The following is a 14,986-nucleotide window of genomic DNA, read 5'->3' on the forward strand; positions in this document are numbered from 1 at the left end:
TAATATTTATAGAATGGAAAAGTGAGTCATGAGGTTAACATGGCTGAACTGATTTCTCCCCTGATTCTTGGCGATTTAAAACTTAAAAATCGCGTGGTGATGGCTCCTTTAACACGTAGTCGTGCAACCGATGATCGTGTACCAACAGCAATGATGGCTGAATACTATGCGCAGCGTGCCAGTGCAGGTTTAATCATTTCTGAAGCGACCGTTATCTCTGAAGAAGCCAATGGTTATTTAAATACACCGGGACTGTTTACCGATACACAAGTTGAGGGATGGAAAGAAGTCACTCAAGCAGTACATGAAAAACAGGGCCTAATCGTCGCGCAGTTATGGCATGTGGGTCGTGTTTCACACCCTGATTTACTCGATGGAGAAATACCTGTTTCGGCAAGTGCTGTGCAACAAGCTGGACATGTGAGTTTACTCCGTCCGAAACGTGAATATGTGGTACCTCGTCCATTAGAAGTTGCTGAAATTCACCAGATTATCCAACAATTTAAACAAGCTGCAATTAATGCCAAATCCGCTGGATTTGATGGCGTAGAATTGCATGCTGCCAATGGTTATTTGATCGATCAATTTTTACAAAGTTCAACCAATCAGCGTGAAGATGAGTACGGTGGTTCTGTAGAAAATCGTGCACGTTTCCTTCTTGAAGTGGTTGATGCTTTAATCGAGGTTTGGGGTGCAGGACGTGTTGGTGTCCATTTAGCACCACGTGGTGATGAGCATGATATGGGTGATGCTGATCCACGTGAAACCTTTGGTTATGCATTGGAAGAATTGGGCAAACGTAAAATTGCTTTCTTCTTTACTCGTGAATATTTGGCAGATGATAGCATCAGTGATTATATGAAAGCTCGCTCTGGTGGTGTGCCATATATTGCCAATATGCGTTTAAGCCGTGAAGAGGCGATTGACTTATTGGCTACGGGTCAAGCAGATGCAGTGTCTTTTGGTAAGGCTTATATTGCCAATCCTGATTTGTTTGAGCGTTTAGTTGCTGATGCACCTTTGAATGAATTGGTGTTTGAAAATATGATCGGTTCGCAGACTGCGGAAGGCTATATTGATTATCCAACTTTGGCAGAAATGTCTGAAAGTGAGCTATCTGCCTAAACTTACAGTTTTACTGTTTTATTGAATGTTTTGCTGTGATGTAAAAGCTGTATTTGTTTAAGAATGAATACAGCTTTATTTTTGATGGATTCATTTTAAAAATATTCACTAACAACATTATTCATTAACAACTGAATACGGCTCTGTTATATTTGCCGATTGAATTTATTTTGGGGCATTTTGCTTGGCTACTCCTTTTTGGTATAACGCAGCGCTTGCAATCGTCAAACCGTTGTATAAATGGCGAATAAAAAAGCGTGCACAGAATATGCAGCAATATCAACAAGAATGCCTAGAACGTTTTGGCCCATTTCAAACGCCTAAAAATATACAAACCATTTGGTTTCATTGTGTTTCTTTTGGTGAAACCAATGCAGCACAGCCGCTGATTGAGCATTATTTAAAATTAGGTCATCGTGTTCTCGTTACCAATACCACCAAGACTGGGCAAGCACGTTCCAAATCACTATTTCTCAAAGCACCTTATGAAGCATTGTTTCAAGCGGTCTATTTACCTGCGGATCAGCAGTATTTAATTGCGGATTTTTATCAAAAATATCAACCTAAATTATTGATATTGGTCGAAACTGAGCTTTGGCCAAATTTAATTGATCAAGCCAAACAGTTTAAGGTGCCGTGTATTTTGGTGAATGCACGTCTTTCGGAGAAATCAGCCAAAGGCTATGCAAAAGTACCGAGTTTGACACGTCCAATGTTGCAAAATTTAGATCGATTATTGGCGCAAGATTTGGCGACGCAGCAACGTTTTATTGACCTTGGAATTGAAAGTAGTCGTACAGAAGTGGTGGGTAGTATTAAGTTTGATATTGCAGCACCTGAGCAATTCATTCACAAAGCTGAACAGTTAAAACAAGATTGGAATTTAAATTCACGTAAAATCATCACCATTGCCAGTACGCATTCTCCTGAAGAAGAAAAGTTATTAACCAGCTTAAAACCTTATTTAGATCAGCATCCAGATTGGCTATGTATTGTCGTGCCACGTCACCCTGAACGTTTTGATGAAGTGTTTCATATTGCACAGCGTCTGAATTTAAATAGTCAAAGACGTAGTTTAAATCAATCGATTCAATCAGATACTCAAGTTTATTTGGCTGATAGTATGGGGGAAATGTGGCTTTGGTATGCGATTAGCCAAGCATGTTTTGTCGGTGGTTCGTTGAATGAACCGGGTGGTGGACATAATATTTTAGAACCGATGGTTTTGGATGTACCGACCATTATTGGCCCAAACTATTTTAACTTTCAAGTGATTGTTGATGAGTTTTTACAAGCGGATGCAGTAAGGGTTGGATTAACAACAGATGAGGTTGTTGAGTTATTGGTACGTTGTTTGGAAGATGCAAATTTTGCACAGCAGTTGAGTCAGCATGCAATAGAAGTTTTGAATCGTAATAAGGGTTCTTTGCAGAAGCATATTGCTGTGATTGATGGGTATTTATAATTTCGTATGTGATTTTATAAAATTGAATATAAAGCAATGAGAAATTTAATTGGTTTGCACGGCCACAATTTATATTGAAGTTTTTTAAGTTGTTTGTGTAGGCGGTGCCTTACTTTTCAGGGATGAAAAGTAACAAAAATCCTTTGTTGGACAAAGGGATATCCTTATCGCCCTTGTCCAACGGCGGCATCCATGTCGCCTAACGCGATAGCACGCTCATCAAAATTTCTAACTTCATTCGTCTATTTTATTATTGTACATAAAACAGGATTAGAAAATTTTCTTATGAATATCGTCTTGCTAGACCAACGTCAAACCTTATCCGAAATCTGGACGATTAGTGCCAAAAGACAAATTGAGCATTTAAAAACCCATGTAGATATTCAAGTTGGCGATACGCTTAGAGTTGGTATTCGTAATGGAAAACGTTATCTAACAGAAATTATTCACATTACAGAAAGCTCTATCCAAATTAGACCGATTCAAGAAGAAATCGTACCTCAAAAATTACCTGTAACTTTAGTTGTGGCATTGCCCCGACCAAAGGTTTTACGCCGTTTAATCATGGATGCTGTGACGTTGGGTGTGGATAAGTTGATCCTTATCCACAGTTATCGGGTTGATAAAAGTTATTGGCAAACGCCTTTTTTGCAACAGCTTGATCATTTTGTCACGTTAGGTTTAGAGCAAGCCGGCGATACAATCGCACCTAAAATTGAGCTATATAAACGCTTTAAACCATTTACTGAAGACATTCTTCCAACATTCATTACAACACAATCTCCAGCCTATGTGGCGCATCCTTATGCGGAACTAAGTATGCCTTTTGCGATTGATCATCCATGCACCGTGGTGATCGGGCCAGAAGGTGGTTTTATCCCTTATGAGATTGATTTACTTGTAAAAAACGGCTGCCAAGCTGTGAGCTTAGGCAACCGTATTATTCGTACTGAAACGGTGATTCCTTATGTGTTAGGAAGATTATTTAGCACGGGCTGATTCTTCTTCAGCATTTTCACCACGATAAATTTTAACTTCTTGTACGGGATAAGGAATTGACACATTATTTTCAGCAAAAGAATGAACAACCATTTCTTGAATTTTGCTAATCGATGCCGAAGTCGATGTTTCAGTGGTATTTACCCACCATTGCACTTTTAAATTGACTGAGAAATCAGCTAAAGCAGTGACATTCACGCTGAAACCCGGTTGGCTTAGAATGCTACTATCTTTGTCTAGTAGTTCTAAAATAATATTTTTCGCCTTTTGTACATCGTCTTCATAGCCTATGCCAACAATAAACTCACAACGACGACGTTGATAAGCCGTATTCACAGTCACAGCACTGGTATAAACCGTTGCATTTGGAATCACAATACGACGACCATCAGGTGAGCGTAGGAATGTTGCACGAATTTGAATATCTTCAACGGTGCCTTCCATATTATTGACAATGATGTCATCGCCAATTTTGAAGGGTTCACCTAATAGAATCAGTACACCTGAAAGCATATTTTGGAAAATATCTTTGAATGCAAAACCGATCGCGACTGAGCCGATACCTAAAGCACTCATCAACTGACCCGGAGTAAAACCAGGGATCGCGATGACCATTGCAATCAGAAAACCAAAGAAGATAATAAAACTACTACCGACACGGTTTAACACCAAAACCAAATTTTGGCGAGTATATGAGCGGTTTTCTAATGTTTTACGGACAAAGAATTTAAATACTTTAGACAGTAACCAAAAGATCAGTAAAACAACCAGAGCGATACAAAAATAAGGAACACGTTCCCAAAAACCATCCATAATTTTGTCGATGGTGGTATAAGCATCGTTATATTTTGCAGTGTGTTCAATGACTGTTTTGGCAGTTTTCTCACCTGCAGTATGGAGCAACTGAGTCGTATCTTGAGCGACTTCGCTTAATTTATTTGCTTCTTCAGCCACAGTAATGTCCAATGAAATGATCTGCGTATTTTGCCTGAAATTTTAAAGAAGTTAAGCTTTGATTACAGATTTTATGAGTTCAAGTGTAATAAGTTGAGATATAAAATAATCACATTCGCCCATGTAATCCGCATCGAGATGTAGATCAGATTGATAAAAAAAAGTGCAAAACGCGTATAAATATAAGCATTGAGAAGAATATTAAAAATTCTTAAGTTAGTGTGGTGTTATGAGTCAGTTTGACGTGTTCAGTAAGAAAATGTTTTTTTCTGAAAAAAGTCATAGGCACTTTGTTCTAGTCATTATAAGATCAAAAAAACTGCATAAATATTGAAAAAACGAATGTTTTTGCAAATGACTCAATATATTACGATAGCTAAAGTGAACTTTGCGTCTACGACCAAAGCACAATTGTTATACAAAATGCGCTATCGTAATACTGAGTACATGCAAGTAATAAAATCAAGAACGTAGGCATATATCTCGTGATGAGATGGCAAATCAAGGAAGTAGAACCATGAATGAAATTTATCCAGTTCCTGAACAATTTGTTAAAACAGCAAGAACCAATGAACAACAGTATTTTGAGCGTTACCAACAGTCAGTAGATGATCCAAATCAATTTTGGGCAGAAGCTGCAAAAAAGTTGGAGTGGATGAAACCATTCACTCAAGTCAAAAATACAAGCTATGACAAAGACAACTTTAAAATAGAATGGTTCGCAGATGGTGAGCTTAATGTCAGTGCTAACTGTTTAGATCGTCATTTAAAAGAACATCCACTCAAACCTGCAATCATTTGGGAAGGTGATCATCCATCCCGTCATAAGATCATTTCATTTGAAGAATTACATGATGAAGTCTGTCGTTTTGCCAATGTCTTGAAAAAGAATGGAATTGGGAAAGGTGACCGCGTTATTTTGTATATGCCAATGATTCCAGAAGCTGCAATTGCGATGTTGGCATGTACGCGTATAGGTGCTGCGCATTGTGTAGTTTTTGGCGGTTTCTCGCCAGACTCTTTGGCAAGTCGTATAGATGATAGCCAAGCGAAGTTGGTGATTACTACGGATCAAGGGATGCGTGGTGGAAAAACCATTCCACTCAAAGAAAATGTTGATGCGGCTTTAGCACTTGATGGAACGTCTTCTGTTGAGAAAATGATTGTGGTGCACCGTACAGGGCATCCAATTACGATGAAAGACGGTCGTGATTTGTGGTATCACATGGAAATCATGACAGTTACAGACATCTGCCCACCCGAAGCAATGAATGCAGAAGACCCATTATTCATTCTTTATACTTCAGGCTCTACAGGTAAGCCAAAAGGGGTGTTACATAGCACAGGCGGTTATTTAACGTATGTGAATACCACATTTCGTGAAGTATTTGATATTAAACAAGATGATGTATTTTGGTGTACGGCAGATGTAGGCTGGATTACAGGGCATTCCTATGTGCTGTATGGGCCATTATCAAATGGTACAACAACGGTGATGTCTGAAGGTATTCCACAGTACCCAACATGGGCACGTACAGGACATATTGTGGATAAACATAATGTGACCATTCTCTATACAGCACCAACAGCAATTCGCGCCATGATGCGAGAAGGCGATGCTTTTGTACGAGAAAGTGATCGCAGTAGTTTGCGTCTATTGGGTTCAGTGGGTGAGCCGATTAACCCTGAAGCGTGGAATTGGTACTATACCGTGGTGGGTGAAAGCCGTTGTCCGATTGTAGATACATGGTGGCAAACTGAAACTGGCGGTATTCTTATTTCTCCACTGCCAGGTGCAACACCTTTGAAACCAGGTTCGGCAACACGTCCATTTTTTGGTATTCAGCCTGCTTTAGTCGATGCTGATGGTCAAGAGTTGGAAGGTGCTGCGGAAGGAAATCTGATTATTAAAGATTCTTGGCCGGGACAAATGCGTACAATTTGGGGAGATCCTGAGCGGTTTATTGAAGCTTATTTTTCAACTTATCCGGGAACGTATTTTACAGGTGATGGTGCACGACGAGATAAGGATGGCTATTACTGGATCACAGGGCGTGTAGATGATGTCCTGAATGTTTCAGGGCACCGCTTAGGTACAGCTGAGATTGAAAGTGCCTTGGTTGCACACGAAAAAGTTGCTGAATCAGCTGTGGTGGGTATGCCGCATGAGATTAAAGGACAAGGTATCGCTGCCTATGTCACTTTACAAGCGGGAGAGGCTGAGACTGAAGAGTTACGTAAGGAATTAGTCGCTTGGGTTCGGAAGGTATTAGGCCCTGTTGCAACACCTGATGCAATTTATTGGGCACCTGCTTTACCGAAAACTCGTTCAGGGAAAATCATGCGTCGTATTTTAAGAAAGATTGCGGCAGCTGAATTGGATAGTTTAGGCGATACGTCTACATTGGCCGATCCAAGTGTGGTAGATCAACTGATTGCTGAGGTTAAAGCAAATAGTTAACCCAATAAATGGAATGATCTTGTTAAAACCCAATCAAATTTGATTGGGTTTTTTATTGGCTGAAAGTCCTTTAAATTTTAGTTATTACATTTTTAGGACAAGATAAAGTTCATAAATACTGCGAAATCGTACTGCCATTTTCATTAAATTTGACGTGTGCAATCGCTCCATTGACTAAGGATAATTGTGGAGGAACATGGCCGATATCCACATCATACAAAACAGGTATATCGAGATAACTTAAGACCGAATGAAGCGCATCAAAGGAATTTAATTGGGTGGAATCTATTATTTCAGTTGCCATATTTCTACCGATAAGTAATCCCGAAATATGATCAAACCAACCATGCATTTTAAGACTGAGTAAGGTTCTTGAAAGTTCACAAGCTTTTAATTCGGAACTTTCAAAATACAGAATGACACCATCATTTTCATGTTGTTGATAAAACTGGGGGAGATTAGCAAATTTAGTTCCTGCCAATCTCGAAATCGTTTCTAAACATCCACCAATTAAACGCCCTTTGAAATCTATAGGAGTGCTTTTACCATCTAGACGTTTCCATTGAGTAGCTGCTGTGAGATTCAAACCTGCTTTTGGATTTTCCTGCCAATCATTCTCTTGTTCCTGATAAAACGATGAAGATTGTTGAGTCAGCACCGTTTCTCTATCACTGGTGAGGACTTCCCATATTTTTTGCGTCATTGAGTCTAGTGGTTCAGCAGCGAGTTCCATTAAATTCGGCCCATGCAAAGTCGCCCAACCTGAAATGGTCGTCATGGGGACATGTAAGGTACTGAGGTCAGAAAATCCCGAAAACCATTTTGGCTCGAGTTTGGCGACTTCTTCAAAGTCAATCAGTTCGAGCAACTCCATAGCTAACTCGCCGCCCCAAGGTGGCATAATTGCCTTAACTTCTGGGTTAGTGAGGAAACACTTTAATTCTTCTGCACGTAATTTTTTATCGGCACTTTTATTTTTATATACAGCACGCAAGCAATTTCCTTCGATTACTCGGAAACCTTTTTGTTCAAGCATTTTGATCGCAAGATCTAAGCGAGGATGTAATGACGGTGGAACACCTGTGGATGGTGCAGTGATCGCAATTAAATCCCCTGCGACTAACTTGGATGGGAAACGTATTTGCATATTTTGTTTTAAACCTTTTTCGTTTTAATCCTTTTAAGGACTTCTTTGTAAAGGATGATTAAAGAGAATGGGTTAAGTAATTTTCCGTAATTAGTACAATAAAATGATAAAGTTAAGCGCTCTATTTAAAGCTTAAAATAAACCAGATAAAGGTGGAAAAACCAGCAATTTGATCATTTTCAAATAAAAAAAATCCTTCAAGCCGAGTCAAGAAGGAAAGTTTCTAAGCGTTTTAATTATTTATTGTTGTTTTACATTGCTGACGACTAATAATGACTAGGCAACCTGAGACTGTGGTGTTTTGACTTTGGCATGTAAACGATTTTCAGCAGCGTCTAAACTTGGTACTGCTGCAGAAGGAAGCACTTCATCTTGTTCAATCTGTTTGTTAATACCTAAGTTTTGATTGGCTTGTTCAGTTTTGGCTTTTACAACCTCAGCACGTTGTCCTTTAGCAGGTGCCCATTCTAAAATCGGTAAAGCACGTGCGACAGCTAAAGTAATACGGTCTTGAATATGTTCACTTTTAATGGTGTATTCAGGCGTGAAATCACGATCGGTTGCATAAACGCCAATCGGTAAGGTCTGTGCTTGGAAAAAGCTAAATAAAGGGCGCAATTGATGCTCTAGAACTAAGGCATGGCGGTCACTACCACCAGAGGCAGCAAGCAGTACAGGAACATCAACCAAAGCGGTTTGCTCAACAAAGTCAAAGAAATGCTTAAATAAGCCTGTAAATGAAGCACGGTAAACAGGTGTACCGACGATTAATGCATCTGCCGCTTCAACCGCAGCTAAATCGTCTTGCACACGTTGCGGAAGTTGATTGCGGTAAATCGCTCCTCCCAAAAGCTGTCCAATTTCACTGAATTTAATAAAATGCACATGAATCGGAGTGGCTTGACCCAGCTCATCAAGAATCGCTTGAACCAGACTTTCTGTCTTGGATGGATTATTTAACCCCCCTGAAACAGCAACGATATTCAAGGGTTTTTGTTGGGTGAAAATAGACATACTGGCAACCTAATCAAGTTAATCTCGGAATACCATTTATTAATCTACATCGCAGGATATGCTGTAAAATAAGCAAAAACAGATTGGTTATCAGTTTTTGATATAAATCAAAATTAGATGCAATAATTATCATATAAATCTTTTAAGTATTTGAAGCTAAAATATATTATAAAATTAAATAAGTAATTCATTTTTATATCTTTATTTTATATTTAAAAGTGATATTTAAATCATAAATTCGATAAATAGCTTAATTTTTTTAGGGAATTTTAATCAAAGCAAACAAATTATCCAAAAAATCGTTAATATTTACGTATCTTAAATAGCAATAGTGCGGTTAGAATGAAAGAACTGTGCTAGAGATCTCTCGCTTCGCTTATGAATATTTTAATCGTTGATGATCATCCACTGTTTCGCCATGCGTTAATTCAGGCGGTTCGTTATAGTTTGCCACAGGCTCAAATCAGTGAAACTGCGGCTGTAAATGAATTTTATGAACGCTTGGAAAATGGTCCAGAACCAGACCTTGTCTTGTTGGATTTAAATCTGCCGGGTGCGTCAGGTTTCTCTGCATTGGTACATGTTCGTGCGCAATATCCTTCGTTGCCCATTATTGTGGTTTCAGCGCATGAAGACGCTTCGATTATTCAGCGTGCGATTGCACATGGTGCGATGGGTTATATCCCTAAATCTGCACATCCGAGCCATATTGGTGAGGCGATTCGTCAAGTTTTAGAAGGTGATATTTGGTTACCACCCAATTTACCAACAGCCAATATGAATTTTGATCCACGGGCTGCAGATGAAACGGCTTTGGCAGAACGTATTCAGTCACTGACACCGCAACAGTTCCGTGTATTGATGATGGTTGCTGAAGGTTTACTGAATAAACAGATTGCATACGAGTTAGAAGTTTCCGAAGCGACCATCAAAGCACATGTCACTGCGATTTTCCGTAAACTCGGTGTGCAAAATCGTACTCAAGCGGTATTGGCGATCAATGCATTGAATATTGAAGAAAAGAAAGTTTAATTTTTAAATCTAGAAATTTAGTGACATAAAAAAAGACCTTCATTCAAAATGAAGGTCTTTTTTTATGATTCGCTTTTATTGAATGTTAAGCCAAACAGTCTTGTTTAGACACAAGATCAGGACAGCCTAATGGGTTTAATGCACATTTTAAGTCATCAATTTGGTCTTGGGTGACATAGCCTTTAGATTTTAAATAGTCCGCAACACGGTCATCACGAAGGCTTAAAAAAGCTGCATCATATACGCCTAAATCTACAAATAAAGCTGCTGTTTCTAAGCTATTAAAACGATCTAGGAACACATCATTACCATACATCAAAAAGATATGATCATAATCTGCTTGCGGATCTACATTTAAACGATGCGCTAAGGTTGTTGGCGATGTTTTGATGAAGAGTAAGTCAGATAGCTCATCAAACTGTGTCATGTCTAGGGTGTCTTGACTCGATTTTACTTTCCCTAACCATGCTTTAAACACCAGTACTGCGCCACCACGCAGTAACATGCTCCACATTTGATGACGTACTTCGTCGCTTAAGCAATCGCACTCATCTTCTAAGCGTTGCACAAACTGCTCTTCTTGTTGCGCTAACTTGTCAAAAAGCCCTAAACCTTGTGGATGAAATGCAGCAGGAGCAAATACATCAAATTTTAATTCTTCAAAAACCTGTAATGCTAAAGGAACAGCACTTTGATAAATAGTATTTAGCGCTTGGAGTTGTGCATCTTGTAATTTGGTTTGCTTGAAAATATCTTGCCAATCGATTGTAGGCAACATGGCGTTGGCACCATATTGACGATGGAATTGTTGAGTTTGATGAATTCCATGTGGAACAGCTTCTGAAATATTCATGGTTCAAATCCTATTAAAAAAATGGATGACGCATCAACACTGCATCCCTGCATATCAAAGCGTGGTTTTATGATGTTTCAATTCTTGAATTATTTAAGATGCAATATGAATACGACTAAAGTTGTATGTGTTGTTAAATTTTTATTTTTATTTTTATAAATCAATGTATTGTGAATTTGTAACTAAGTATACAGGTGTATAGTTACTATTTTGATCTTCTTTGCCATAGAAAACCCGCTTTTGAAATTTTTGGTCAATCAATCTCTTATATTCTGAGTGGTTTTTGAATGCTTTTGCATAGAGTTGGGAAAAAATTGCTATTTCACTTAAAAAAAACCTCCATAAACAGTTTTCATGGAGGTTCTAAATGTTTCAAAACATTCTATAAAGTTGATTGAGTTGTGAAGAACTCACTCGGCATTACTTAGAAATCTTCAACCCTGATAACCAAGCGCGTAATGACGCAGGTTTAAGTGGTTTTTTCAGTAAGACTACATTTAAGTCTTTAACACGTTGTGGCAATTCAGGATCTGAGTCAGCAGTGATCAGTGCCATAGGCACATTTTCTTGACGATGCTTGATCATAAAGTCTAAACCCGCTTTTCCATCGTTTAAGTGCTGATCAACCAGCCACACTTGAATATTTTCTTGCTGAATAATTTCAAAAGCTTGCTCAGGTTCAGTGGCTTTAAAGACTTGATAGCCCCATTTTGTCAGTAGGGTACTCATACCTTCCAAGATGGTTTCATCATTGTCCAAACACAAAATTTTATACGCTTTGGTTTTGAGCGGTACAGCTTGTACAGGAGCATTCACTATTTTAGGTGCTTCCACAATTGGAACTTCAATCATGAAACATGAACCTTTACCCAGTTCAGAATAAACATGAACAGGATAATCCAGTAAGCTGGTCATACGTTGAACAATGGCCAAACCCAGTCCAAGGCCTTGTTCACCCCAAGGCGAGGTATGTCCACAACGTTCAAATTCTTGGAACAATTTAATGCGTTGCTCTTCGGCAATACCTGGGCCTGTATCCCACACGCCGATACGGATGTAGTCTGGACGCGTTGCATGACGCAAAACCCCGACAATTACACGACCACGTGCGGTATAACGTAAGGCATTGCTGACGAAGTTTTGAATAATACGACGAATCCATTGAGGGTCTGTATCGATCCAAAATTGAGCATCATGCACATGTAATTGGATATCCCGTTGTGCTGCAATCGATTTAAATTGTAATTCCAAATCACTCAATAAATCGTGTAAAGGATATGCTTGACGTTTCGGCTGGATTGAACCGCCTTCTAAACGGGCAATATCCAATAGCGCAGAAAGCATACTCTCTGCACCATAGAGTGCTCGATCAAGTTGTTGTAGTGTTTTACGGTCTTCATCCGATTGGACACTTTGTTCTAAGGCGGTACTGAATAAGCGTGCAGCATGCATAGGCTGTAATAAATCATGACTTGCTGCAGCAATAAAGCGGCTTTTCGACATATTGGCTTTATCTGCCTGCTCACGCGCAAGTTGCTGTTCAGTTAAAGCATTAGCAAGCTGTTGAGTACGATCCGATACGCGTGCTTCAAGGACAGCTTCATTCTCACGGAATGCAGTAATATCAGCAAAAGTCGTAACAAAACCACCGCCTTCAATGGGGTTGCCGCGCATTTGAATCACTCGACCATCTTTACGGATCCGCTCAAACTCATGTGCGCTACCTGCTTTCATCCAGTGAATACGCTTACGGACGTGCTCTTCGACTGAGCCTGGACCACATTCACCACGTTCAGCGTTATAACGAATTAAGTCGGCAATTGGACAGCCGACATAGACTAAATCTTTTGGATAATCAAAAAGTCTTAAATATTGATTGTTCCATGCCACCAAACACATATTTTCATCAACCACACTGACCCCCTGAGTCATGTGGTCAATCATGGTCATAATCAGGTTTTGGTTAAAACGTTGCCATTGTGATGCTTGGTCGAGAATATTAGCGACTTGCCCTAAAGCCAAACCATTATTCACCATTGCAGTGGTGAGTAAGGTACGTGCAGACGCTGCGCCAATTGTTCCTGCCAAATATTGTTCTGTAAATCGCCACCACATGCCATTGGCACTGCTATTTTCATTCATAACCACATTATTCATGGTACAGAATTGACGAAATGCATGGTTGGTTGGCCCTTCACCTGTAATGCGTTTTGCCAGTGCAATCAGATCACCGACTTTTAGTTTGGCTACGTCATGATGTAAGTAATTAATATCTGTCGATGTACTTTGCGCAGGTAAGGGCTTGGTTTCATAGTAGAAGAAACTTTCAGCTTGGATTTGTTCTGCAATACTCGGTCGGTAAATTCGAGAAACCCAAATATAAAGCATAATATTTAAACCCAATGCCCATATCACGCCATGTGTAAGTGGGGCAAAAGATTCAAAACCTAATAAAGCCTCAGGTCTGAGCCATTCGATGCCAAGTGGGCCATACATCAAAAATTCATGGGCAAACTGGCTATATTCGATCGGTAAACTGCGCAAAATCGTCGGCAGTAACAGGGTGTAAGTCCAAACAATATAACCCACCACTAAACCTGCATAGACACCTTGACGGCTACCTCCACGCCAATATAAGCCTCCAATTAAAGCAGGTGAAAATTGTGCAACCGCACTGAATGCCAATAAACCAAAAGTTGATAACTGATCGATATCATTAAAGAAATGGAAGAATAAAAAGCCAAGTAACATCACGGCTAAAATACACACCCGACGTGTGAATTTCAGTACTTGAGGTAAGCGTTTGTCGTGACGTGATAACAGCCTAAATTTCCATAAAGCAGGCATGATCAAGTCATTACTGAGCATGATTGATAATGCGACCGAGGAAACCAGTAACATGCCTGTTGAGGCTGAGAAGCCTCCAAGAAATGCCAAAAGTGACAGCCAATTTTGGTCATAACTGATGGGTAATGATAAAACTGCAACGTCAGGAATAGTTAAATATTTGGGTGCAGCATGTAAAGCCCAGCTGGCAATTGGAATGATGGCAATAATGGTTAGAATGAGATAGGCTGCAAACCAGCGGCGTGCGCCACGAATATGCTTTTCATCACGTAATTCCACCACAGCGACATGGAACTGTCGTGGTAAACAAATAATCGCAAGTGCGGCTAAAAGTGTTTGAATCCAAAAGGTGTCTGGTACACCAAATAGTTGTACTTCATGGAATGTTTTTTGTACGTCGTGTGAAATTTGGATAATATTTTCAGGGTGATCAAAAATAAAGAAAAATGCGACACAGAGTAAGGCAAATAATTTAACAAAAGATTCGAAAGCCACAGCGAGCATTAAACCGCCATGCTGTTCTGTATTGGCAATTTGTCGTGTACCAAAGATCATCGCTAGTATGGCGAGTACAGCAGTTAATGCCAATACCCCGTTGGTTGTGGTCGATAGCACTTGGGTGTTGTGATCTAGCATGACCGATGCACTCAGTGCAATCGCACGGAGTTGCAAAGCGAGATAGGGAATAATTGCAATTACAGCAAGTATGGTCACTAAAGATGCCAGTGTTCCGCTTTTACCATAGCGAGCGGCAACAAAGTCGGCAATCGATGAAATCGCATGATGCTGACGTACTCGTCCTAAACGTCGCCAAATATCATAGCCAAGCCAAACGAATAACAGTGGTCCTAAATAGATTGGAAGAAAAATAATCCCTTCACGTACCGCAGCGCCAGTTGCTCCATAAAATGTCCAAGATGAGCAATAAACCCCCAATGTTAGACTAAAGAGAAGCATTCTTCCGCGTGTACCTAATCGACTTGCATGCTTTTCCCCAAAGAAGGCACAAACGAAGAGAATTAAGATGTAAAGGGCCAGAACCCCTATAATTAACCAACTATTCATAAGAACGAGCGTATAAAAATCTGG

At 39.7% G+C, this 14,986-nt stretch carries 10 protein-coding genes; 5 read left to right on the forward strand and 5 right to left on the reverse strand.

Annotated elements, in window-relative coordinates; all coding sequences use genetic code 11:
* The first annotated feature begins 39 nt into the window (after positions 1-39).
* From ACY45D_RS00960 to ACY45D_RS00970, 3 genes are all read left to right on the forward strand, one after another.
* A complete protein-coding gene (locus ACY45D_RS00960) occupies positions 40-1,125 on the forward strand; it encodes an alkene reductase (protein WP_463108060.1) in 1,086 nt (361 codons plus the stop codon).
* Between the two features lie 184 nt (positions 1,126-1,309).
* On the forward strand, positions 1,310-2,590 hold the full coding sequence (locus ACY45D_RS00965) for a 3-deoxy-D-manno-octulosonic acid transferase (protein ID WP_463108061.1): 1,281 nt from the start codon (positions 1,310-1,312) through the stop codon (positions 2,588-2,590).
* A 285-nt stretch (positions 2,591-2,875) separates the two neighbouring features.
* On the forward strand, positions 2,876-3,589 hold the full coding sequence (locus ACY45D_RS00970; RefSeq protein WP_463108062.1) for a 16S rRNA (uracil(1498)-N(3))-methyltransferase: 714 nt from the start codon (positions 2,876-2,878) through the stop codon (positions 3,587-3,589).
* Here ACY45D_RS00970 and ACY45D_RS00975 read toward each other — a convergent pair.
* A complete protein-coding gene (locus ACY45D_RS00975; protein WP_463108063.1) occupies positions 3,572-4,543 on the reverse strand; it encodes a mechanosensitive ion channel family protein in 972 nt (323 codons plus the stop codon). The two genes, ACY45D_RS00970 and ACY45D_RS00975, sit on opposite strands and share 18 nt — an antisense overlap.
* A 517-nt stretch (positions 4,544-5,060) precedes the next feature.
* Here ACY45D_RS00975 and acs point away from each other — a divergent pair.
* Positions 5,061-7,004, forward strand: a complete 1,944-nt coding sequence (gene acs, locus ACY45D_RS00980) for an acetate--CoA ligase (RefSeq protein ID WP_463108064.1) — start codon at positions 5,061-5,063, stop codon at positions 7,002-7,004.
* Positions 7,005-7,113: 109 nt separating this feature from the next.
* Here the strand turns inward: acs and ACY45D_RS00985 are convergent, their stop codons facing one another.
* Both ACY45D_RS00985 and msuE read right to left on the reverse strand, forming a co-directional pair.
* Positions 7,114-8,151: a S66 family peptidase gene (locus ACY45D_RS00985; RefSeq protein WP_463108065.1), complete on the reverse strand. Its 1,038-nt coding sequence runs from the start codon at positions 8,149-8,151 to the stop codon at positions 7,114-7,116.
* A gap of 276 nt (positions 8,152-8,427) precedes the next feature.
* Complete coding sequence (gene msuE / locus ACY45D_RS00990) at positions 8,428-9,165, reverse strand: FMN reductase (protein WP_463108066.1); 738 nt, start codon at positions 9,163-9,165, stop codon at positions 8,428-8,430.
* 378 nt (positions 9,166-9,543) lie between these two features.
* Between msuE and ACY45D_RS00995 the strand changes: the two genes are divergently transcribed.
* Positions 9,544-10,197, forward strand: coding sequence for a response regulator (locus ACY45D_RS00995; protein ID WP_463108067.1), 654 nt, complete (start codon positions 9,544-9,546; stop codon positions 10,195-10,197).
* A gap of 85 nt (positions 10,198-10,282) precedes the next feature.
* Here the strand turns inward: ACY45D_RS00995 and ACY45D_RS01000 are convergent, their stop codons facing one another.
* Entirely contained in the window at positions 10,283-11,050 is a 768-nt protein-coding gene (locus tag ACY45D_RS01000; protein ID WP_463108068.1) for a hypothetical protein, read from the reverse strand.
* Between the two features lie 420 nt (positions 11,051-11,470).
* A complete protein-coding gene (locus ACY45D_RS01005) occupies positions 11,471-14,962 on the reverse strand; it encodes a hybrid sensor histidine kinase/response regulator (RefSeq protein WP_463108069.1) in 3,492 nt (1,163 codons plus the stop codon).
* Between the last annotated feature and the right edge of the window lie 24 nt (positions 14,963-14,986).

The sequence above is a fragment of the Acinetobacter sp. BZX-2 genome (assembly GCF_055179795.1).

Excerpts from the sequence above, each read along its gene's own strand:
- ACY45D_RS00960 (WP_463108060.1), top strand. The coding sequence starts at position 40 with ATGGCTGAACTGATTTCTCCCCTGATTCTTGGCGATTTAAAACTTAAA.
- ACY45D_RS00970 (WP_463108062.1), top strand. The coding sequence starts at position 2,876 with ATGAATATCGTCTTGCTAGACCAACGTCAAACCTTATCCGAAATCTGG.
- acs (WP_463108064.1), top strand. The coding sequence starts at position 5,061 with ATGAATGAAATTTATCCAGTTCCTGAACAATTTGTTAAAACAGCAAGA.
- ACY45D_RS00985 (WP_463108065.1), bottom strand. The coding sequence starts at position 8,151 with ATGCAAATACGTTTCCCATCCAAGTTAGTCGCAGGGGATTTAATTGCG.
- msuE (WP_463108066.1), bottom strand. The coding sequence starts at position 9,165 with ATGTCTATTTTCACCCAACAAAAACCCTTGAATATCGTTGCTGTTTCA.
- ACY45D_RS00995 (WP_463108067.1), top strand. The coding sequence starts at position 9,544 with ATGAATATTTTAATCGTTGATGATCATCCACTGTTTCGCCATGCGTTA.
- ACY45D_RS01000 (WP_463108068.1), bottom strand. The coding sequence starts at position 11,050 with ATGAATATTTCAGAAGCTGTTCCACATGGAATTCATCAAACTCAACAA.
- ACY45D_RS01005 (WP_463108069.1), bottom strand. The coding sequence starts at position 14,962 with ATGAATAGTTGGTTAATTATAGGGGTTCTGGCCCTTTACATCTTAATT.